This is a genomic window from Streptomyces sp. NPDC059248 (genome assembly GCF_042753905.1).
Taxonomy (GTDB): domain Bacteria; phylum Actinomycetota; class Actinomycetes; order Streptomycetales; family Streptomycetaceae; genus Streptomyces.
The window spans coordinates 25,506-47,502 of the sequence record NZ_JBHYZV010000001.1; the positions used below are offsets into that span (position 1 = coordinate 25,506).

The 21,997-nt window shown below is 71.5% G+C and carries 15 protein-coding genes, 1 pseudogene and 1 CRISPR repeat array; of the genes and pseudogenes, 11 read left to right on the top strand and 5 right to left on the bottom strand.

Annotation, left to right across the window (positions count from 1 at the left end; genetic code table 11):
- Positions 1–71 precede the first annotated feature (71 nt).
- Positions 72–1,691, bottom strand: a complete 1,620-nt coding sequence (gene metG, locus ACFXG1_RS00155; protein ID WP_384709464.1) for a methionine--tRNA ligase — start codon at positions 1,689–1,691, stop codon at positions 72–74.
- A gap of 183 nt (positions 1,692–1,874) precedes the next feature.
- On the opposite strand from metG, the gene ACFXG1_RS00160 reads away from it, so the two are divergent.
- Positions 1,875–2,528, top strand: coding sequence for a response regulator transcription factor (locus ACFXG1_RS00160; RefSeq protein ID WP_384709467.1), 654 nt, complete (start codon positions 1,875–1,877; stop codon positions 2,526–2,528).
- Positions 2,529–2,560: 32 nt separating this feature from the next.
- The gene (locus ACFXG1_RS00165) at positions 2,561–3,835 is read left to right on the top strand and encodes a sensor histidine kinase (RefSeq protein WP_384709470.1); all 1,275 of its coding nucleotides are present in this window, start codon (positions 2,561–2,563) and stop codon (positions 3,833–3,835) included.
- A gap of 125 nt (positions 3,836–3,960) precedes the next feature.
- On the opposite strand, the gene ACFXG1_RS00170 is transcribed toward ACFXG1_RS00165, so the two are convergent.
- A complete protein-coding gene (locus tag ACFXG1_RS00170; RefSeq protein WP_384739904.1) occupies positions 3,961–5,733 on the bottom strand; it encodes a VWA domain-containing protein in 1,773 nt (590 codons plus the stop codon).
- A 402-nt stretch (positions 5,734–6,135) separates the two neighbouring features.
- Here ACFXG1_RS00170 and ACFXG1_RS00175 point away from each other — a divergent pair, with 402 nt between their 5' ends.
- Together ACFXG1_RS00175 and ACFXG1_RS00180 are read left to right on the top strand one after the other, a co-directional pair.
- Complete coding sequence (locus ACFXG1_RS00175) at positions 6,136–8,214, top strand: PhoX family protein (RefSeq protein ID WP_384709478.1); 2,079 nt, start codon at positions 6,136–6,138, stop codon at positions 8,212–8,214.
- A gap of 125 nt (positions 8,215–8,339) precedes the next feature.
- Positions 8,340–8,759 (top strand): RNA-binding S4 domain-containing protein, encoded by a 420-nt coding sequence (locus tag ACFXG1_RS00180; RefSeq protein WP_384709481.1) that lies wholly within the window; start codon positions 8,340–8,342, stop codon positions 8,757–8,759.
- A gap of 59 nt (positions 8,760–8,818) precedes the next feature.
- Here the strand turns inward: ACFXG1_RS00180 and ACFXG1_RS00185 are convergent, their stop codons facing one another.
- Both ACFXG1_RS00185 and ACFXG1_RS00190 read right to left on the bottom strand, forming a co-directional pair.
- Positions 8,819–9,865 carry an endonuclease/exonuclease/phosphatase family protein gene (locus tag ACFXG1_RS00185; protein WP_384739909.1) on the bottom strand — a complete coding sequence of 349 codons (1,047 nt, stop codon included), beginning with the start codon at positions 9,863–9,865 and terminating at the stop codon, positions 8,819–8,821.
- Between the two features lie 165 nt (positions 9,866–10,030).
- Positions 10,031–10,969, bottom strand: coding sequence for a hypothetical protein (locus ACFXG1_RS00190; RefSeq protein WP_384714676.1), 939 nt, complete (start codon positions 10,967–10,969; stop codon positions 10,031–10,033).
- 143 nt (positions 10,970–11,112) lie between these two features.
- Between ACFXG1_RS00190 and ACFXG1_RS00195 the strand changes: the two genes are divergently transcribed.
- The 6 genes and pseudogenes from ACFXG1_RS00195 (at position 11,113) to ACFXG1_RS00220 (ending at position 16,321) form a co-directional block, all read left to right on the top strand.
- The gene (locus tag ACFXG1_RS00195; protein ID WP_384714673.1) at positions 11,113–11,547 is read left to right on the top strand and encodes a hypothetical protein; all 435 of its coding nucleotides are present in this window, start codon (positions 11,113–11,115) and stop codon (positions 11,545–11,547) included.
- Positions 11,548–11,609: 62 nt separating this feature from the next.
- Positions 11,610–11,843, top strand: a pseudogene (locus ACFXG1_RS00200) (NADPH-dependent FMN reductase); the annotation flags it as partial.
- 340 nt (positions 11,844–12,183) lie between these two features.
- The gene (locus ACFXG1_RS00205) at positions 12,184–13,170 is read left to right on the top strand and encodes an ATP-binding cassette domain-containing protein (RefSeq protein WP_384714667.1); all 987 of its coding nucleotides are present in this window, start codon (positions 12,184–12,186) and stop codon (positions 13,168–13,170) included.
- Positions 13,167–14,033, top strand: a complete 867-nt coding sequence (locus ACFXG1_RS00210) for an ABC transporter permease (protein ID WP_384714664.1) — start codon at positions 13,167–13,169, stop codon at positions 14,031–14,033. The genes ACFXG1_RS00205 and ACFXG1_RS00210 overlap by 4 nt, the downstream gene beginning before the upstream one ends.
- Positions 14,034–14,230: 197 nt before the next feature.
- On the top strand, positions 14,231–15,349 hold the full coding sequence (locus ACFXG1_RS00215) for a MerR family transcriptional regulator (RefSeq protein ID WP_384714661.1): 1,119 nt from the start codon (positions 14,231–14,233) through the stop codon (positions 15,347–15,349).
- 177 nt (positions 15,350–15,526) lie between these two features.
- A complete protein-coding gene (locus ACFXG1_RS00220) occupies positions 15,527–16,321 on the top strand; it encodes a TSUP family transporter (RefSeq protein ID WP_384714682.1) in 795 nt (264 codons plus the stop codon).
- A 54-nt stretch (positions 16,322–16,375) separates the two neighbouring features.
- Here the strand turns inward: ACFXG1_RS00220 and ACFXG1_RS00225 are convergent, their stop codons facing one another.
- Positions 16,376–16,849, bottom strand: a complete 474-nt coding sequence (locus ACFXG1_RS00225; RefSeq protein WP_384714658.1) for a hypothetical protein — start codon at positions 16,847–16,849, stop codon at positions 16,376–16,378.
- A 51-nt stretch (positions 16,850–16,900) separates the two neighbouring features.
- Positions 16,901–18,513: a CRISPR direct-repeat array (repeat unit 27 nt; unit sequence GGAACACCCCCGCAGGCGCGGGGCCGA).
- Between the two features lie 363 nt (positions 18,514–18,876).
- Here ACFXG1_RS00225 and cas3 point away from each other — a divergent pair.
- On the top strand, positions 18,877–21,891 hold the full coding sequence (gene cas3, locus ACFXG1_RS00230) for a CRISPR-associated helicase Cas3' (RefSeq protein WP_384711197.1): 3,015 nt from the start codon (positions 18,877–18,879) through the stop codon (positions 21,889–21,891).
- The last annotated feature ends 106 nt before the right edge of the window (positions 21,892–21,997 follow it).

Sequence of the window (21,997 nt, forward strand, 5' to 3'; positions counted from 1 at the left end):
GGCCACTCACCGGGCCGCGCCCGTTCACGCGAGGGCCACCCACGGCACCCCCCGAAACCCCCGCGTCACCCTCAGCGGGAGGCGCTCGGCTCCTCCAGGCGCGGGAAGAGGACCGCCCCCTTCGTCACCGTCGAGCCGACCCGCAGCCGGCCCCAGTCGCCCGCCTCGCCGACCCGCTGGTCCGCGAGCGCGCCGAGCGTCGGCTCCGCGCCGAGGGAGTCCCACAGCGCCTGCGACGTCCGCGGCATCACCGGGTTCAGCAGGACGGCGACCCCGCGCAGCGACTCCGCCGCCGTGTAGAGGATCGTCGCGAGCCGGGCCTGCCCCGCTTCGGAGGTGTCCTTGGCGACCTTCCACGGCTCCTGCTCCGTGAGGTAGCCGTTGACCTGCTTGACGAAGTCGAAGATCGCCAGGATGCCGCCCTGGAAGTCCAGCTCCTCGCCGATCTTCCGGTCCGCGTCGGCGACGGCCCGCGCGAGACCGTCCCGTACGGCCTGCTCCGCCTCGCCCGGCGCGGTGGCCTCCGGCAGCTCCCCGCCGAAGTACTTGCCGATCATCGCGGCGACGCGGGACGCCAGGTTGCCGTAGTCGTTGGCCAGCTCGCTCGTGTAGCGCGCGGTGAAGTCCTCCCAGGAGAAGGAGCCGTCCTGGCCGAAGGCGATGGCGCGCAGGAAGTACCAGCGGTACGCGTCCACGCCGAAGTGCGAGGTCAGGTCCTGCGGCTTGATGCCGGTGAGGTTGGACTTCGACATCTTCTCGCCGCCGACCATCAGCCAGCCGTTCGCGGCGACCCGCCCCGGTACCGGCAGCCCGTTCGCCATCAGCATCGCGGGCCAGATGATCGCGTGGAAGCGCAGGATGTCCTTGCCGACGAGATGCACGTTCGCCGGGAACGTCGCCGCGAACTTCTCGGGGTTCTCGTTGTAGCCGACCGCCGTGGCGTAGTTCAGCAGCGCGTCGATCCAGACGTAGATGACGTGCTTCTCGTCCCACGGGACCTTGATGCCCCAGTCGAACGTGGACCGCGAGATCGACAGGTCCTGAAGGCCCTGCTTGACGAAGTTCACGACCTCGTTGCGGGCGGACTCCGGCTGGATGAAGCCCGGGTTGGCCTCGTAGAACTCCAGCAGCTCGGGACCGTACTCGCTCAGCTTGAAGAAGTAGTTCTCCTCCTTCAGCAGCTCGACGGGCTTCTTGTGGATGGGGCAGAGCTTCTGCCCCGCGTACTCGCCCTCGCCGTCGATCAGATCGCCGGGGAGCTTGTACTCCTCACAGCCCACGCAGTACGGGCCCTCGTAGCCGCCCTGGTAGATCTCGCCCTTGTCGTACAGGTCCTGGACGAACTCCTGCACCCGGTCGGTGTGCCGCTTCTCCGTCGTCCGGATGAAGTCGTCGTTCGCGATCTCCAGGTGCTCCCAGAGGGGCTTCCACGCCTCCTCGACGAGCTTGTCGCACCACTCCTGCGGGGTGACGCCGTTCGCCTCGGCGGTGCGCATGATCTTCTGACCGTGCTCGTCCGTGCCGGTGAGGTACCACACCTTCTCGCCGCGCTGGCGGTGCCAGCGGGTGAGCACGTCGCCTGCGACGGTCGTATAGGCGTGGCCCAGGTGAGGAGCGTCGTTGACGTAGTAGATGGGGGTCGAGACGTAGTACGCCTTCGCCCCCTGCTTCTCGGATCCAGTGGCCGCCATGACCGAATCCTACCGACCCCGGAGCGCCCCTTCCGCCCGGTAAAAGGGCCGGGACCGGCCGGGACCGGGCGTGACCCGGCGGCCGCGGAGGGTGCGAAACATCGGCGAAACACGGTCGGGCGTAGAAAACACGCATCCTGGGGGGAGACATTGCCGCAAACAGGAACGGATGGGGACAGTGTCATGCGGATACTCGTCGCGGAGGACGAGCAGGTTCTGGCCGAACTCGTCGCCACGGGGCTGCGGCGGGCGGGCTTCGCCGTGGACACCGTCTACAGCGGTGACGCGGCCCTCGCCTATCTCGGCCTCCACGACTACGACGTCGTCGTCCTCGACCGCGACCTCCCCCGGGTCCACGGGGACCAGGTCGCCCGCGAGCTGGTCGCCTCCGGGGCGCGTACCCGCATCCTGATGCTGACGGCGTCCTCGTCCGCCGAGGACCGGGTGGCGGGTCTCGACCTGGGCGCCGACGACTATCTGGGGAAGCCCTTCGACTTCCCCGAGCTGGTGTCGCGGGTCAGGGCGCTGCGCCGCCGCAGCGCCCGGCTGGTCCCGCCCCGGCTGGAGCGGCACGGCATCCGGCTGGACACGGTCCGCAGGACCGCCGACCGCGACGGGCGGGAGCTGGACCTGTCGCCGAAGGAGTTCGCCGTGCTCCAGATCCTGCTGGAGGCGGACGGGGCGCTGGTCTCCGCCGAGGAGCTGCTGGAACGGGCCTGGGACGCGCATACGGACCCGTTCACGGGCGCGGTCCGGGTGTGTATGAGCAAGCTGCGGTCGAAGCTGGGGGAGCCGATGGTGATCCGTAACGTGCAGGGTGTGGGGTACGCCCTGTGAACGGTCCCGTGAACGGCCCTGTGGACGGTCCTATGAACGGTCCTGTGAACGGGGACGACATCCGGCCCGCCCGCTCCCGCCCCCGCTGGTGGCGGTGGATCGCCCGGCGGATCCAGGCGCTGTCGGCCCGTACCCGGATCGCCCTGGTCTTCGGCGCGGTCTTCCTGGTTCTCGGCGGTGTGCTGCTGACCGTGGTGAACCTGCTGTCCAGCGCCGGTACGCAGACGGAGGCGGCGGCGATCGCGGAGCGGTCGAAGTATCTGCCCGCCGTCTTCAAGGAGTACCGGGAGTCGCGGGAGAGCGGCGGCGGCACGGGGCAGGACGCGGCCCCCGCGATGGAGCTGGATCTGGTTCTCGCGGACCGGCTCACGGACAACGTCAGCGATGTCGCGTCGCAGCAGATGCTCTACTGGTCGGTCGCCGCCCTGCTGGTCACGGCGTTGTGCGCGGTGGCCGTCGGCTGGTGGACGGCGGGGCGGGTCCTGCGCCCTGTGCACGCGATGACGGCGAAGGCGCGGCGGCTGTCCGCCCGTACGCTCCATGAACGCATCGGCCCCGACAGCGGCCCCGACGACGAGCTGAAGGAGCTCGGCGACACGCTGGACGCGCTGCTCGGACGGCTGGAGAAGGCGTTCGACGGCCAGCGCCGTTTCATCGCCAACGCCTCCCACGAACTGCGGACCCCCCTGGCGACGCAGCGCACCGCGATCCAGGTGGGCCTCGACGCGGCGGCGTCGCCGGAGGAGCTGACGGCGACGAAGGAGGTGCTGCTGGAGAGCAACCGGCGCAGTGAGCGGCTGATCGAGGGGCTGCTGATGCTGGCGCGCGGGGAGCGCGGCCTGGAGGACGCCGACGACGTCGACTGGGTGGAGGTCGTCACGGAGGAGGCGGCCCGGCACGACATCCGGGCCGAGATCCGGACGGTACGGGCCCGGGGCCGTACGGTCCGGCGCCCTCCGGTGGTCCGGGGCAACCGGCCGCTGCTGGCCCAGCTCGTCCGCAACCTGGTGACGAACGCGGTGGCGTACAACGTGCCGGGCGGGACGGTGACCGTGGTCGTCGCCGGGGGCGTCCTGACCGTGGAGAACACGGGCCCGGTGATCGCGGCGGCGGACGTGCCGGCGCTGTTCGAACCGTTCCGGCGGGGCGAGGGCCGCGACCGGATGGGCCCGGGCGCGGGCCTCGGCCTCTCCATCGTCCGCTCCATAGCCGATGCCCACGGCGGCCGGGCCACCGCCCGCCCCGGCCCCGAGGGCGGCCTCACGGTCACGATCACCCTTCCCCTGGTCAGCGGGTCGGGGGTTTAGGCGGGCGCGAGGGGCGCGAGGGGCGCGAGGAATCCGCGTCGGCCAACACAGCGGGACGCCGCCACCAGGAGTGGTCCTGGTGGCGGCGCTGCCCGCGACGAGTGGGCCCGAGCCGGAGCCCGGGCTCAGCGCCGCCAGGCCGACAGCAGCCCGTCGTACAGCTCCGCCTCCGGCAGTTCCTTCGGCGTCGGCCCCGCGTGGAAGAACCCGATGTTCGCCGGCCCGTCGCCGCCCTCCGCGGTCAGCTTGCGCAGGTAGTCGAACGCCTTGGCCTCGTACTCGCCGAAGGCCACGAACTGCCAGAACACCGGCTTGTCGGCGGCGGCCACGAGCGCGGCGGTCGCGGCGGTACGCGACTCGGGCGCGCCGTCGGTCTGGAAGACGACGAGGGCGGGGGCTGCGGGGGTGTCGCTCTTGGCGTGCAGGGCGAGGACCTCCTCCACGGCGAGGTGGTAGTTGGTCCGGCCCATCCGCCCGAGGGACCCGTGCAGCTCGTCGATGCGGTTCTCGTACGACTCGCCGGTCAGCTCCCCGACGCCGTCGATCTCGGTGGAGAAGAACACGACCCCGACCCGGGCCCGCCCGAGCCGCTCGGCCAGCGCCAGCGTCTGCTCGCCGAGCCGCTGGGCACTGCCGTCCTTGAAGTACCCGCGCATGGAACCCGACCGGTCCAGTACCAGATAGACGGAGGCCTGTACCCCCTCAAGACCGGCCCGCGCGACGGCGGCCGCGACGGCGACGTTACGCGGGGTGACTTCGGCAGCCGCGACGGCCGCAGTTTCCGCAGGTGCGGGTTCCTCGGCGGCTTCGGGCTCCACGACCGGCTCGGCGACGATCTTGGGCTCCACGGCCGTCGGCTCCTCGGCGACCTCGGCCACGACGACCGCAGGTTCCTCGACGGCCTCGGCCTTCGCGGGCGCGGGCTCCTCGACGGCCTCGTGCGCGACGGTCGGCTCCGTGACCGGCTCGGCGACGATCTCGGGCTCCACTACGGCTGCGGGTTCCTTGACGGTCTCGGCTTCCGCAGGCGCGGGTTCTTCGGCGACCTCGGTCGCCACGGCCGCAGGCTCCTCGACAGCCTCGGCTTCCGCGGGCGCGGGCTCTTCGACAGCCTCGGCCTTCGCGGGCGCGGGTTCCTCCGCAGGCGCGGGCTCTTCTCCGGGCGCGGGTTCCTCCACCGCCGGGGCCTCGGACGGGAGGGCCTCGTCGGTGACCGGCGCCGCGGAAGGTTCCTCAGCCGGTACGGGCTCCACGTCGGCGGCCCGGTCGTCGGATTCGGCCTTCTCCTCCACCGCCACCACGTCGGCGGTGGCCTCGACCGGGACGTCCACCGACGCCTCGGGCTCTCCGGCGGACGGCTTCTCCGGCTCAACGGCCTCAACGGCCTCGACAGGCGCCGGCTCCACGACCGGAGCCACAGGCTCGGGCTCCGGCTCCGGCTCCGTACGGGTCTGCGCGGGTACCGCGACCGTCGACGGGCGCGGATTGTCGAACGCGGCCGACACCAGATCCTCGGCCCGCCCCTCCGGGGACTCGGCGCCGGCGTCGGCGCCCGAAGCGTCCCCGGCCTTCGAAGCCGTCGCCGTCACCGTGGCCGTCGCCGACGCGGTCTCCGGCACAGCCTCGGGCTCCGCCTTCTGTTCCGACGCCGACGCCGACGCCGACGCCGTCTCCGGCTTCGACGCGGCCGGCGGGGCCTCCGCCGCCCGTTCCGTCTCGGCGGTCGCGGAAACGGTCACCGACGCCGTCTCCGGCACCGACCCGGTCGTCTCCGCGGGTGCCGCCTCCGAGGTGGCCTGATCGCCCCGCCCGGACTGTGCCGGAACCGTGGCCGCCGACCCGCTGGGCTCCGAGCGGTCACGGCCGAACACCTTGCGCAGCAAACTCCGAATGCCCATGTAGCGAGCCCTTTCGCATGAGTTGAGTGCGATGATTGTCCACGCTTGGGCCAGGCTGTCCCAGTCGTGTCCTGGTCAGGGCGGACACGTAAGGTTAGCCGCCGCTTCCGACACCGCCCGGTCCCGGCGGTCTTCCCCGTACGGTACGGCCCGCGCCGCCCTTCGCGTGCTCCGCCCGAATGGCCGAGAGGCACCGGAGACGTACCCCCTCCACCACCCTCTCCGACCCCTCCTCCACCACCCCGTCCGGCACGTTTCCCGACACACCCACCCCCCACCCACGTCACGGATTCATCCCCTGTTCACCCGACGTCCGCCGATTTGCACGTGTTCCCCCATAACGTCACGCCCGGAGAGATTCCGACACGCTGTCGGCGCGGGTGTGCGCCGGAGGAGGACTAAGTGCGCAAGCTGCTGCCCCTGTTGAGTGCCGCACCCCATGCCGGTGGCCGTTCGGCCCTGACCTGCCGCTACCGCTGCGGTGACGCCTGCTTCCAGGAGGTGCCGAACACCAGCGACAACGAGTACGCCGGTGACATCATCGCGAGCGCCCTGTCGCGCCGCTCCATGGTGCGCGCCGCTGCCGTGGTGACCGTCGCCGCGGCGGCCGGTGCCGCGACCGTGGCGGGTCCGGGCGGCGGGGGCGCCGCGGCGGTCGCCGCCCCGGCCGGACACCGGGGCCACGGCCACGGCCACGGCGGGAAACCGGGCGACGGCGCGCGCGGTCTGCGCTTCGCGCCCGTCGCGCCCAACACGGACGACAAGGTGACCGTCCCCTCCGGCTACACCCAGGGCCTCGTGATCCGCTGGGGCGACCCGATCCTCCGGGGCGCGCCGAAGTTCGACGCGTCGCGGCAGAGCGCGAAGGCGCAGGCCGGCCAGTTCGGCTACAACAACGACTTCCTGTCCCTGCTGCCGCTGCCGGGCGAGCGGGGCCGTCAGGTGCTGGTGGCCAACCACGAGTACACGGACGAGGTGCTGATGTTCCGGGGGTACGACCCGGAGAACCCCACCCGTGAGCAGGTGGAGATCGCCTGGGCCGCGCACGGCCTCTCGGTGGTCGTGGTCGAGGAGGAGCGCGGGTCGGGGCGGCTGACCCCGGTGACCCGGCACCACCTCAACCGGCGGCTGACCGCGACGAGCCGCTTCGAGGTCACGGGCCCGGCGGCGGGCGGCGCGCTGCTGCGGACGTCGGCGGACCGGACCGGGCGGCGGGTGCTGGGCACGCTCAACAACTGCGCGGGCGGCGAGACGCCCTGGGGGACGACGCTCCACGGCGAGGAGAACTTCAACCAGTATTTCGCCAACGGCTCCAGCGCCACCGACAAGCGGTACGGCATCGGTTCCGGACCCTCCGAACGAAAGTGGGAGCGGTTCGACAAGCGGTTCGACGTGAAGCAGGAGCCCAACGAGTCCCACCGCTTCGGCTGGGTCGTGGAGCTGGACCCGTACGACCCCGACTTCACCCCCCGCAAGCGGACCGCCCTCGGCCGCTTCAAGCACGAGGCGGCGGCGCCGCGGCTGACGGACGACGGCCGTCCCGTGGTCTACATGGGCGACGACGAGCGGTTCGACTACTTCTACAAGTTCGTCTCGTCGAAGCGGATGATGCGCGGTACGTCGCGGGCCGCCCGCGAGCACAACCGCACCCTCCTCGACGAGGGCACGCTGTACGTCGCCAAGCTCTCCGGTGACAGCCCGGCGGCCGAGGTCGACGGCTCGGGCCGGCTTCCGAACGACGGCGAGTTCGACGGCTCGGGCGTCTGGATCCCCCTGGCCACCGGCAAGACCTCCCATGTGCCGGGGATGACCGCCGAGGAGGTGTACGTCTTCACCCGCGTCGCCGGTGACAAGGTCGGCGCCACCAAGATGGACCGGCCCGAGGACGTCGAGCCCTCGCCGCGCAGCGGCCGGGTGTACCTCGCCCTGACCAACAACACCGACCGCGGCAAGGCGGGCATGCCTGGCGCGGACGAGGCCAACCCGCGCAACCTCAACAAGCACGGCCAGATCCTCGAACTGGCCGAGAACTGGGACGACCCGGCGAGCGACGGCTTCGCCTGGCGGCTCTTCCTGGTGGCGGGCGACCCCAAGGACCCGGCCACCTACTTCGCGGGCTTCCCGAAGGACCGGGTCAGCCCGATCTCCTGCCCGGACAATGTCGCCTTCGACCCGCACGGCAATCTGTGGATCTCCACGGACGGCAACAAACTGGGCTCCCACGACGGTCTGTACGGCGTCGCGACGCACGGCGAACGGCGCGGTGAGCTGAAGCAGTTCCTCACGGTGCCGAAGGGCGCGGAGACCTGCGGCCCGGTGATCCAGGAACGCCGGGTACTCGTCGCGGTCCAGCACCCAGGCGAGCTCGACGGCGCGTCCGTCGAGCGCCCCGCGAGCGTCTGGCCGGACGGTCCCGGCCGTATCGTCCGCCCGGCGGTCGTCGCCGTCTGGCGCAAGGACGGCCGCGACATCGGCGTCTGAACCGAAACCCCGGGCATGCCGGGCACCCCGGGCACGCCGGGGCCGGTGGACGAGCCGGGGCCGGTGGGGCTTCCGCGTGGAAAACTCACCGGCCTCCGGCCCGCCCCCGGGCGTAGGGTCGGGGCATGGCATCCCAGGGCCCGAGCACCACACCACCGCCGTCCGGCGAGTCCGTCCGCGTCGACGCCTGGATCTGGTCCGTCCGTCTCACCAAGACCCGCTCCCAGGCCGCCGCGGCCTGCAAGGCCGGTCACGTCCGGGTCAACGGCGATCGGGTCAAGCCCGCCCACACCGTCAAGCCCGGTGACCGGATCCGGCTCTTCCACGAGGGCCGGGAGCGGCTGGTCGTCATCTCGAAGATCATCCGCAAGCGGGTGGGCGCGCCCGTCGCCGTCCAGTGCTACGAGGACAACAGCCCGCCGCCCCCGCCGAAGGAATTCACGGCGCCGGTCGCCGTCCGCGACCGGGGCGCGGGGCGCCCCACCAAGCGGGACCGCCGCGAGATGGAGCGCCTTTCGCAACGCCACCCCGGCTCCGGCACCTGACGGGGTTCGACCCCGGCTCCGGCACCTGACCGACCGGGTGCGCCGGGCGCCCGCGCCGCCTACCGCGCCTCGTGGAGTTCCAGCTGCGTCACCAGGGCCCGGTGGTCGGTGTCCGCCAGCTCCACGAAGCGGGCCTTGCGCACCGAGAACTCCTTGCTGATCAGCACATGGTCGATCTGTGTGCCCAGCGGGCTGCTGACCATCGTCGGCCACGACGGGGTGCGGGAAGCGCCCCCGAGCGCGGCGGCCGACCGCAGCCGGCCCGCGTCGAGTATGCGGCGGAAGGCGGCATGGTCCTGACCGGCGTTGAAGTCGCCGGCGAAGATCCCCGGGACGTCCTTCGCGCCCGCCGCGTACTCCCGCATCCGGCTCAGCTCCCGCCGCCAGTCGTCGAGACCGCTCGGGACCGGCGGCATCGGGTGCGCGAGCTGCACATTGACCTCATGGCCCGCGATCGTGGCGACGGAGCCCGGCATCGCCAGGGTCGCCTCGATCCCGGGCCCCTTGCGCAGCGGGTACTTGCTGAGGATCGCCGAGCCGAAGGCGAGCTTGCCCTCGACCACGTTCCGATACGGATAGTCGGCCGCCGGGATCTCGGTCGCCAGCCCCCGCGAGCACGCCTCGGCGCACTCCGTCACAAAGACCAGGTCGGGCTGCTCCCGTTCGATCAGGGCCAGCAGGTCCTTCGTCCCGTTGCCGAACTCCACATTCGCCGTGAGGACCTCGACCTTGGCTATGACCTTCCCCGAGGGCCTGTCGGCGAGCCCGGTGTCGTACGGCCGGACGAACCAGCCGGTGACGGCGAGTACGACGACGGCCCAGACCATCCCCGGCACCCAGCGGGCGAGCACCATCAGCAGCAGGGCCGCCCCGGCGGGCACCAGCAGCCACGGCAGGAAGGCGAGGAGCTGCGGGATGGGGGTCGTGGCGTCCGTGTCGAGGGCCCGGCAGGCGACGACCACCGTCGGTACCACCAGCAGCAGCGCCGCGGACCAGACGGCGGCCCGGCGGCCCGAGCCACCGCCCCTGGGCCGCTCCTGGTCGTCGAGGGGCGGGTCCGCCCGGTCCCCGGCGTCCTCCGCCGCCGTCGAGATGGCGCTGTCCATTACGGCCTCCGGTCGTACGCGAAGCCGCTGACCGGCGTCGCTCTCGTCATCACTGGAGAAGGAACGGACGCACACACGGCACCCGGCGCCGCTTCCGGCGCCGCCCCCTCATCCGTACCGAACTCCAGTCTCCGCGACATCGTGCCCGCGTGGTCGCCCCCGGCGTCAACTCGGCGCTTCCGTAGCCTTCTCCTCCGCTTCCCGACCCGCCCGCTCGCGCCTCTTCCGCCGGCTTCGGAGAACCGTCGTCACCACCAGCGCCCCACCTCCCACCAGGGACCACGCCGTGACCCGCAGCGACGCGGTCAGCGCGTCGAAGGCGGCGCCGGCGGCCGGCCGGTAGAGCCGTATCGCCGAATCGTCCAGCGCCAACTGGCGCGCCAAGGCGACGACGGCCAGCAGCAGCGCCCCTCCCACGGCCAGGGCCACCGCCAGCTCGGGCACCCGGCGCGGCGTCGCCACCAGGGCGGACACCGCCAGCAGCAGGGTCAGCAGCGGCAGCGCCACACCGGCGCTCTGCAGGCCGTCGAACAGCTCGCGCGCCACCCCGAGCCGCTCCGACTCCAGCACCACGACCCGGGTGTCGTCCACCGGGATCCGCTCCGCGTACGGGACTCCGTCCTTGCTCAGCCGGGCTTTCAACTCCTCGGTCACCGGCGCCAGGTCGATACTCGCCGTACTGCCGTCATAGCCGGTCAGCGCCTTCTCGACGGCGGTGTGCGCGGCCTGGTTCACCGAGTTCCACGCCGTCCGGTAGGCGTCCGTCGTCGCGAAGGACAGCACGGCGTCGTGGACCAGCGCCCACAGCTCCGCGTCCCCCGCCTCCCCCGCGTCCCCGGAGCCCGTGCCGGTGCCCGCGCCCTCGCCCCCGGAACCGGAACCGGAACCTGAGTCGTCGACCCTTCCGCCGAGCCGGGCCAGCACCGCGTCCGCGATCCGGTCCGCGACCGCGTCCCCCACATCGTGGTCGGTCGCCAGCGGGGCCATCGCGGTGACATAGCCGTCGGTGTCGCCGATCTCCCGGTCGGCCCACACGGCGAGCGCGCTCAGCGGGGTCAGCACGGCGACGAGGGCGATCAGGACGGTCGACAGGAGGCTCCGCACCCTTCCAGGGAAAGCGCCCCGGGGCACGGGCGCGACCGGACCCGGGCCGTACGAGTTGCCGGGCCCGGGTCGCTGGTGTGACCTGGGAGGAGGACCGCGCGGTACGACGTACCGCGCGCCACGCGTGGGAAGGAGCGCCCACCATGGCCGCACCAGCAGCAACGCCCGGCCGCCACCAACGCGGCGGTCACATGCGTCACGGGCGTCACGGACACCACGGGGTACGAGGGGCGCAACCGGTCCTCACCTGGGCGGTTCCCCTCTTCCTGGGCGCGTTCTTCGGCTTCTACGCCGGCTTTCTGCGCCGTACCGGAACGGCCGTGAACTGGTGGGACGTCCTCTTCGGCGTCGTCGCGGGGATCGTCTTCGCCGGGCTGGTCTACGGCCTCGGCCGGATCCAGGGCGCGATGATCCAGGAGGTACGCGCCATCTCGTACGGAGCCCTGGCCGGTGCCGCCGTTGGATTTCTGCACAGTCTGACGGGCGACAGTGTTCTGAATTCCACCGGTATCGGACTGATCGTGGGCTTTGCGGTAGGAGTGTCGTCCTTCTACATCTTCCACACCCGGGAACCCTGACCGCCCCGCATCTCGCGCGGTCGCCGGCTCCGATCCGGCGACCGCGCGCGCTGGTTCACCGAGCGTTCGTCGGCTACGGGTACGGGTCCGGCGGGCTGCCGCGCGCCGTGGAGCATCTGCGCTCCGTCTTCACGGAGCTGCACACCGTGACACTGCGCAACGGGGTGGCGATCAATCTCCTCGACGAGCCGCCGGCCGGCCGGGACCGCTCCATCGCCGCCCTGATGCCGGACCGGCTCGGCTGGTGGGGGACGGCGCTGCGGAACGCGCGCGAGGCGCGACCGTACGTCTCCTGAGACCCACCCGCCCCACACAACTATCCCGCCTCATTCGCACCACCCGAACCCCGTGCCCCGGGTGTGCGCGGCCGGTGGGTCCACGCCCCCGTAAATCACTGTCGACTGTCAGTGCCCGCCCATACACTCCGGCACGCTCGACCGATCCACCGGCACACCGATCCATCGCTTGATCTTTACCTGCTTTGATACCGTTTTTAACCGGTTCGCCCCTGCGCGATAGCGGGGGGTCGGACGGATGAGCGACCCGCAGGCGATGAGTTTTCGCGACCGGATGAGTCGAACCCTCCACGAAGACCGAAGAAATTTTCGATTCATCAAGGACCACAAGGACTGACGAATGAGTACAGAACTGGCAATCGAGACCCGGGGCCTGGTGAAGGTCTTCGGTGAGAACCGTGCCGTCGACGGCGTGGATCTCACCGTGCCCGCGGGCACGGTCTACGGCGTCCTCGGACCCAACGGCGCCGGCAAGACCACCACGGTCAAGATGCTGGCCACCCTGCTTCGCCCCGACGACGGCGAGGCGCGGATCTTCGGTAGGGACGTCGTCAAGGACGCCGACACGGTCCGCAGCCGGGTCAGCCTCACCGGGCAGTACGCGTCGGTCGACGAGGACCTCACCGGTACGGAGAACCTCCTTCTGCTGGCCCGGCTGCTCGGCCACTCCAAGCCCGCCGCGCGCGAACGCGCCGACCAGCTCCTGGCCGCCTTCGGTCTCTCCGAGGCCGCGAACCGCCAGATCAAGAACTACTCGGGCGGTATGCGGCGCCGTATCGATATCGCCGCGTCCATCCTCAACACCCCCGACCTGCTCTTCCTCGACGAGCCCACCACCGGACTCGACCCGCGCAGCCGGAGCCAGGTCTGGGACATCGTGCGCGCGGTCGTCGCCCAGGGCACCACGGTTCTGCTGACGACGCAGTATCTGGACGAGGCCGATCAGCTGGCGTCCCGTATCGCCGTCATCGACCACGGCAAGGTGATCGCCGAGGGCACCAAGGGCGAGCTGAAGGCGTCCGTCGGCTCGGGCACCGTCCATCTGCGACTGCGCCACGCCGACCAGCGGCCCGAGGCCGAGAAGGTGCTCGCCGTCGCGCTCGGCGGCGAGGTCCAGCTCGAATCCGACCCGGTCGCCCTGACCGCCCGGGTGGGCTCCCTCGACGAGGACGGCGACGCCGCCGAGCTCGCCGGGCGCGCCCTGGCCGAGCTGTCCCGGGCCGGGATCACCGTCGACAACTTCTCCCTGGGACAGCCCAGCCTGGACGAGGTCTTCCTCGCCCTCACCGACAAGAACTCCACCAGCGCGAAGGGGGCGGCGGCGTGACCACCGCGACGGCGAAGACCGACACCAAGGACCTCGACGACCTGGTCCTCGACACCCCCAAGGCGGAAGACCTGGCGGCGCTGCTGGTGGGCCGCGAACGCCCACCGCGACCGAGCGCGCTATCCGCGTCCGTCACCTTCGGCTGGCGGGCCATGCTCAAGATCAAACATGTGCCGGAGCAGCTGTTCGACGTGACGGCGTTCCCGATCATGATGGTGCTGATGTACACGTACCTCTTCGGAGGGGCGCTGGCCGGTTCCACCCAGGAGTACATCCAGTTCCTGCTGCCGGGCATCCTGACCATGAGCATCGTGATGATCACGATGTACACGGGCGTCGCGGTGAACACCGACATCTCCAAGGGCGTCTTCGACCGCTTCCGTACGCTGCCGATCTGGCGGCCCGCCCCGATGGTCGGCTATCTCCTCGGCGACATGGTCCGCTACGTCCTCGGTTCCGCGGTGATGCTGGCCGTCGGCATGATCATCGGCTACCGGCCGGACGGCGGGTTCGTCGGTGTGATCCTCGGGGTCGTCCTGCTGATGGTCTTCGCGTTCGCCTTCTCGTGGGTCTGGACGATGTTCGGCCTGATGCTGCGCACGGAGAAGTCCGTGATGGGCGTCAGCATGATGGTGATCTTCCCGCTGACCTTCCTCAGCAATGTCTTTGTCGATCCGAAGACGATGCCGGGCTGGCTCCAGGCGTTCGTCAACAACAGTCCGGTGACCCATGTGGCCACGGCGGTACGCGAGCTGATGGCGGGCGAGTGGCCCGCGGCGGACATCGCGTGGTCGCTGGGGTGGGCCGCGGGACTGATCGTGGTCTTCGGAACGGCCACGATGCGGCTGTACAACCGCAAGTAGGCCGCGGTCGCGGACCATTCCGAAACAAAGCGGTGGGGCGTCCTCGCGCGGGGGACGAGGGCGCCCCACCGCTTCCTCATGCCCGCCCCCGGAAATCGGCGGGTTGACCTTCCTCCCGGGGGAACCCCCACCATCGACGGAAAGGACACCGGAGCCGGCGCCGGACCGACGACCCGGCGCGACGAGGGGAGTCACCCATGACGGCGACCGGAACTCCGGACGAACTGACGATCGGCGCTTTCGCCCGCGCGACCCGGCTCTCCCCGAAGGCACTCCGCCGCTACGACGAACTGGGACTGCTCCAGCCCGCCCGCGTCGACCCGTACACCGGCTACCGCTACTACACCCCCGCCCAGGTGGAAGCGGCCCGGCTGGTGGCCTGGCTGCGCCGGATCGGGATGCCGCTGCCCCGTATCCACGAGGTGTGCACGCTGTACGCCGCCGACCCGGCCGCCGCCGCGCGAGCCGTACGGGCCCACTGGGCGCGGGTGGAGGCGGAGACCGGGGCCCGCCGCGATCTGGCGCTCTTCCTCGCCGGTGAACTGGACCGCAGGGCGGGCGTCGAGCCCGCGGAGCCCGCGGGGTCCCGCACCCCCCTCACCATCCGCCACGCGGCGGCCACCGAACAGGGCCCGGTCCGTACGGCCAACAAGGACGCGGTGTACGCCACCCCGCATCTGATCGCCGTCGCCGACGGCTACGGCACCGGGGGCGCCCACGCGAGCACCGCCGCGATCCGCGCCCTGCGCGGCCTGGACGGCCTGCACGGCCTGGAGACGGCGGCGGACGGCAGCGCCGGGGAAGTGCTCAACGCCCTGGAGGACGCCTTCCGCCGGGCAGGAACGGCGGTGGACGCGCTCGACGACGCGGACTCCGGTACGACCCTCACCGCGATGGCCCTGGCGGGCTCCCACTTGGCCCTTGTCCACATCGGCGACAGCCGGGCCCATCTCCTGCGCGAAGGACGGCTCTTCCGCATCACCCACGACCACACCCTCGTCCAGTCGATGATCGACGACGGCACCCTCACGGAACCGGAAGCCGCGTCCCACCCCCGCCGAGCCCTGCTCCTGAAGGCACTCGACGGCCCCACCGCCCGGCCCGACGCCCGCCTCCACGAGGCCCGCGCCGGCGACCGCTACCTCCTCTCCTCCGACGGCCTCTCGACGGTGGTCCCGGACGACGCGATCCGTACGGCCCTGACCCGGGCCCCGGACCCGGAGTCGGCGGTCACGGCCCTGATCGCCCACGCCCTGGAAGGCGGCGCGCCGGACAATGTCTCGTGCGTGGTCGCGGACGTGATCCCGGCCGACTGACGCACCGGAGCGCCTACCGCCCCCCCGCGCCCTCCAGCGTGCTCGGGGCTTCCCCATCCGGTCGCTCACGGCGATGAACATCCCGTGACGACACCCCACTTCCCCCACCGGCCCCACCGGATCCGGCGAATAATCGATCTCCACGGGGCGGCCGACGGCGGGGGAGCGACGGTGGACGTGGACTGGGCGATACCCGGCGGCATCGCGGTGGGCCTGGTGATCGCCCTGGTGACCTCACCGGTCGGCGTCTCCGGAGCCGTCTTCCTCCTCCCGGTCCAGCTCAGCGTCCTGGACGTCCCCAACCCCGCCGTCACCCCGACGAACCTGCTGTACAACGTCGTCGCCGGCCCCGGCGCGCTGTGGCGCCACCACCGCACCGGCGCGCTCCGCGACGAACTCGTCGGACGCCTCGTCCGCGGCACCCTGCCCGGTGTCGTGGCGGGCGCGACGCTCCGGGTCTTCGTCGTCCCGGGCCCGACGGTGTTCCGCCTGCTGATAGCGGCCCTGCTGCTACCGCTCGGCCTGTGGCTCTGCGCCCGTACGCTCCGCCCCGCGTCCCGCCCCGCCGCGCCCCCGGCCGAACCGTCCCCCCGCGCCCTCACCGCCCTCGCCCTCGCGGTCGGCACGGTCGGCGGCATCTACGGCATCGGCGGCGGCTCCCTCCTCGGCCCGATCCTCGCGGGCCGCGGCCTCCCCGTCGCCCGCGTCGCCCCGGCCGCGCTCGCCACCACCTTCGCCACCTCCGTCGTGGGCGCGGCGTCCTACGCCCTGCTCTCCCTCTTCAGCACCGGCGACGTGGCCCCCGACTGGTGGCTCGGCCTCGCCTGCGGCACAGGCGGCCTGATCGGCGGCTACCTGGGCACCCGCCTCCAGCCGCACGCCCCCGACAAAACCCTCCGCCTCCTCCTCGGCACCCTGGCCACGACCCTCGGCGCCCTCTACGCCGCCCAGTCCCTCCTCACGGCCGGGTAGCAGCCCCCGAGCATCCGCACGAGTACGAGCCCATCCCGCCCACCAGCCGCCCGGCTAAGCACCCCGCGCCCGGAACACCTTCTCGAACACCCCACGCACCGAGGCACCCCACGCCTTCGACGCCGGAGGATCAGCCTTCTCGCACATCCTCACCAGCACCATCAGATCGTTGTCGACCATGACCTGAACAAGCCGCCCGGCAATGGTCACAACTTCGGGCCACGCCGAAGACCGCAAATACTCCGCGTCGGTATCCACCACCACCTCCCGCTCGGCGGCCCCGAGCGCCGCCCCCAGCCGACGCATGAGGACGACCTCTTCCGCGGTCCTCAGACTGAGCCCGAGATACCGCTCGGGATCGTCGGCGTCGCAGAAGTCGTCGAAGAGCACGTGAAAGATCTGATCGATGTTCTCGAACTCCGACGGATCCAGCCACACATCCCGCTGCCACGACGGACTGGCCAACGACACCACCGCCCCCACGACATGCACCCGGGAGTAGGCCAATACCCGCTCGTCACCGCTCACACTCCGAGGCTAATGACCACCCTCTCCACCTTCACCCCATTTCCGCCCCCACACCCCACCCCGTATGCGCGGGGCCGACTCCGGGGTGTGCCACCGCTCCTCGACGGCCTTCGGAACACCCCCGCAGGCGCGGGGCCGATACCACCCACGGCATATGCGGCGCACCCCTCCAAGGAACACCCCCGCAGGCGCGGGGCCGATAGCGCGCGGGTTATCTGGCCAGAAAGACCATCCGAAACACCCCCGCAGGCGCGGGGCCGACATCTGCACCAGCTCACGCATCACCGGCACAGGTGGAACACCCCCGCAGGCGCGGGGCCGATGCCAGCTTGAACTGTCCGAGCCCGGTCCCCATCGGAACACCCCCGCAGGCGCGGGGCCGATGCGTCCAGCGACACCTGCCCGAACGTGGGCTCGGGAACACCCCCGCAGGCGCGGGGTCGACGTGGACCGGATCAGCCCCTCTGCGGCGAGTGCCGGAACACCCCCGCAGGCGCGGGGCCGACACGGGCGAAGCGGAGCAGCACGCAACGGGACGAGGAACACCCCCGCAGGCGCGGGGCCGATTCCTCGGCACCGTACGGCGACGGGGCCCCCTTCGGAACACCCCCGCAGGCGCGGGGCCGATCGGACGACGTGCCCGTGGTCGAGGCAGAGATGCGGAACACCCCCGCAGGCGCGGGGCCGATTACTGCCGCGCACGGCCGGGGACGGCCTCCCGCGGAACACCCCCGCAGGCGCGGGGCCGATAGCGGACACACCTGTAAGAAGGCTGCAATCCGGGGAACACCCCCGCAGGCGCGGGGCCGATGGCGTGACGGGGCCGGGGATCACGCTGGCGGACGGAACACCCCCGCAGGCGCGGGGCCGACAGCGTCGGAAGTAGCCAACATGGGTCAACCAGGGGAACACCCCCGCAGGCGCGGGGCCGACGTCGCGCGTCAGGGCCAGATCGTCGATCAGGAGGGAACACCCCCGCAGGCGCGGGGCCGACAGGGCCGCCAGCTCCAGAGCCACCTCCAGTGCCGGAACACCCCCGCAGGCGCGGGGTCGACGGTTCATCAAGACGAAGGAACTCGCGAAGCTCAGGAACACCCCCGCAGGCGCGGGGCCGACGGTACACCCCCGCATGCAGTCTCCGGCGCAGGGGGAACACCCCCGCAGGCGCGGGGCCGACCCCTCGGGCTTCTCCGGGTCGCGGTCCTGCACCGGAACACCCCCGCAGGCGCGGGGCCGACTCAAGGAGGAAACCCTCCGCGTCGTCAACCCGCGGAACACCCCCGCAGGCGCGGGGCCGACGCTCGCACTCACCGGCGAAACGGACCAGGAGGCGGAACACCCCCGCAGGCGCGGGGCCGACCAGGAGGCCCCGATGTCCACTCGCTACCGCACCGGAACACCCCCGCAGGCGCGGGGCCGACCCCGCGTGCCCGCTCTCCGGCACGGCGCGGAAAGGAACACCCCCGCAGGCGCGGGGCCGACGCGGCCCCGCCTCCGTTCCCCGGCCGCCACTACGGAACACCCCCGCAGGCGCGGGGCCGACACCACGACAGGCGAGATCGGCCAGATCGACGTCGGAACACCCCCGCAGGCGCGGGGCCGACGCAACTACTGAATGTCACATCACGCGTTGGAGGGGAACACCCCCGCAGGCGCGGGGCCGACACTTGTTGACCTGGGGGTTTTTCGGCGATCAACGTGCATTTCATTTAGTTGGAACGCGAGGCCACGACAGCCGGCGGTCGACCCCGCCGGACCAGAGACAGGTCTCACCGCCGTCATGACTGCCGAACCGCCTCCGGAGAAAGGCACGAAGCACTCAACTACCCCTCGTCGCGCAAAGATCGAACAGCTTCAGCATCGTTCCTGATCCCGCCCGTCCCCGTCCAGCACACCACGGACCTCGGGAGCCCGTCCCCGCCCCTGCGGGCAGAAATGAACGGGATCGGTCAGAAAGGGACAGTGGACCGGCGTTGTCAGTGGTGCCGTTTAGGCTGCCGGGGCAGCCCACAAAGGAGTGAGACGGTATGGCTGGAGATCATTTACAGCCCCGGTCCGGCAGCGTCGGCGACGAGGCGCTCGGCGTGTTGTGGGGCAAGTCCGAGGAGAAGGCCGGCGGCACGACGAATCTGCTGCTGTCGCATCTCCTCGACACCGCGGCCGTCGCCGAGTGCGTCTGGGACGGCTATCTGGCGCCCTCCACCAAGCGCATGATGGATGACATCGCCGGTGGTCCGGGCAGAGGCCGACGGTTCTTCGCGTGGCTGTGCGGGATCCATGACTGCGGGAAGGCTACCCCCGCCTTTCAGCGTCTGTGGGCCAAGGGTGCACAGGCTGTACGCGATGCCGGGTTGGTGTGGCATGAGCCCACCCTCGCCAACCGGAAGCTGAAGTGGCGCCACGACAGGGCCGGTGCGTATGTCTTGCGTACGGTTCTCCGGGGTGCCGCGTGGCGCGATGAGCAGGTCGGCTGGGTGTGGCCCCTGGTGGCCGGGCATCATGGCGCGTTTCCCGAGGAGAGCGCCACGTTGGAGCCTCGGGGCAGCCGGGGGCAGAACGCCGGTGGAGCGCCGTGGCGACGTGTACAGCTCGCCCTGGTGGAGCGCTTCACCGCTGAGCTCGGGTTCGAGGGCGTCGCGGCGGTCGAGCCCGTACGAATCCCCTCCCGCGCAGCGCAGTTGCATCTGAGCGGGCTCGTCGTCATGACGGACTGGATCGCCAGCGACGAGAAGCACTTCAAGGGCGTGGACGAACTCGCGAAGGTGAGTCTCGACGGGGCGCGGGGCCGGGCCGCCATTGCCTGGGAGGGGCTGCGTCTGCGCGGTGGGTGGGGGCGGCTGGCCGAGCCGGGTCCCGAGGTGTTCGGTGACCGGTTCGGGCACGGGCCTCGTTCGTCGCAGGTGCTTGTCATGGACGCCGCGCGCCGTATGGAGGCCCCCGGGCTCCTGGTGGTCGAGGCGCCGATGGGTGAAGGCAAGACCAAAGCCGCGTTGATGGCGGCCGAGATCCTGGCCGCCAGGTTCGGCGCGGACGGTGTCTTCGTGGGGATGCCGACCCAGTCCACGAGCGACCCGATGTTCGGCCAGGTCAGGTCGTGGGTCGGCGGTATTGGCGAGGAGCTTTCCGAGCAGGTCGCGCTGCTGCATGGCAAGCGCATGTTCAACAAGGAGTGGCGTGACCTGATCGGCGAGATCCCGACCGGGCACGGGGCCGGGGCCAGCGGGTATGACCCGGAAGCCCGGTTCGGCGGGATCGACGAGTACGGCGACTGCGATGACGACGACCTGTACGGACCCGGGGTCGCCGCCTTTCACCGGGCGTCCGCGCAGCCGGTGTCCCGCGGCCCCGCCGAATGGTTCCTCGGTGCCAAACGCGGACTGCTCTGCCCCTTCGTGGTCGGCACGATCGACCAGTTGCTGTTCGCGGCGACTCGTACGAAACATGTGATGCTCCGGATGGCGGGCCTGGCGGGCAAGGTCGTGGTGCTTGACGAGGTGCATGCCGCGGACGTCTATATGTCGCAGTTCCTCCAGGAGGGACTGCGCTGGCTCGGCCAGGCCGGGACACCCGTGGTGCTGCTCTCCGCGACGCTTCCGCCGCAACAGCGTCGCGACCTGGTCGACGCGTATCTGGCCGGTGCCGCCGCCCGGGAGGAGTACACGGCCGACGGCCTTCCCGAGCCGGACGGATATCCGTCGGTGACCGCGGCCTGGCGGGCGCCGGACGGCTCCGGCCACCGTTTCGATGTGACGTCGTGCGCGTCCTGGCGGCCGTCACTGCCCGTCGCCCTGGAGTTCCTGCCGGAGACGGTGCCCGCCCCGCGTTCACCACGGGAACTGACGGAGCGGGCGCGGGAGGAGGCCGACGCCTCGGTCGCCGCCCTGCTCCGTACGGAACTCGCGACCGACGGATGCGCCCTCGTCATCCGTAACACCGTCCAACGGGCTCAGGCCCTTTACGCCACCCTGCGCGCCGAGTTCGGCGACGGCGAGGTCCTGCTGCTGCACGGACGGCTCGCCGTGGGGCCGCGTGCCGACCGGATCCAGGACGCGCTGCGGCGACTCGGCGCCCCGAAGCAGAGCCCGAACCCGGGCCGCCCCCGACCTCGGTCCCGGCTGATCGTCGTGGCCACGCAGATCGCCGAGCAGTCCTTCGACGTCGACGCCGACCTGCTCGTCACGGACCTCGCCCCGATCGACCTCCTGCTCCAGCGGATCGGACGGCTGCACCGCCATGAGGGTGTGCCCCGTCCTGCCGGGCTCCGCCGCCCCCGGGTGGTGATCACCGGATTCAACGGCCATGGGTCCCACGGGACGCCCACCGCCGCGTTCCACCACGACCCCCCGTGTTTCCTCGGTGCCTCCGAGGCCATCTACGGGCGCCATCTGCTACTGCGCACCGCCGCCCTGCTCTCCGGGGCCGCCGACGGCAAGGGGGAGTGGAGCGTCCCCGGCCAGGTGCCCGAGCTGGTCGCCACGGGCTACGGGGACCTCGATGACGTACTGCCGTCGACATGGCGCGAGGACGCCGAAGCCGCGCGGCAGACGTGGGAGACCAAGCAGCGGGAACGGGCCGAGAGCGCCGACCTCTTTCTGCTGACCCGCCGCGGCGACAAGGAAGGCGCCACCCTCGCCGGACTGCACTACGCGTCGCTGCCCGGCGGTGGCCGCGACACCGATCTGGACGCCGTCGTCCGCGACGGCGAGTTCAGTGCTGAGGTCGTTCTCGTGGTCCAGGACGGTATGACGTACCGCACCTTGCACGGCAGAAGTCTGACGGTCAACGGCGACGTCCCGGACGAGCTGCTGGACGACGTGCTCGGCGGTACGGTGCGGCTCCCCGCCGGGAAGCTGTCGGAGGAGGCGATACGCGAACTGGGCCCGCTGCCCGGCTGGCTCGGGCACCCGCGGCTGCGGTACACCGCGGCGCTCGTGCTCGACTCTCGGCGCGATGCCGCACTCGGCGAATACAGACTGCGGTACGACGACGAACTGGGGCTCGTGGTGGAGCGCGCGGAGAGCGCGCCACGATCCGCGAGATGAGAGTGAGCGGGACGAGAGCGAGCTGGGGAGCGGGGGGAGCCGGGGGAGCGGGACGGCGGGAACAGCTCCTCACCGACCCGCTTTCCCCGCCGACAGCGGGGCCGAT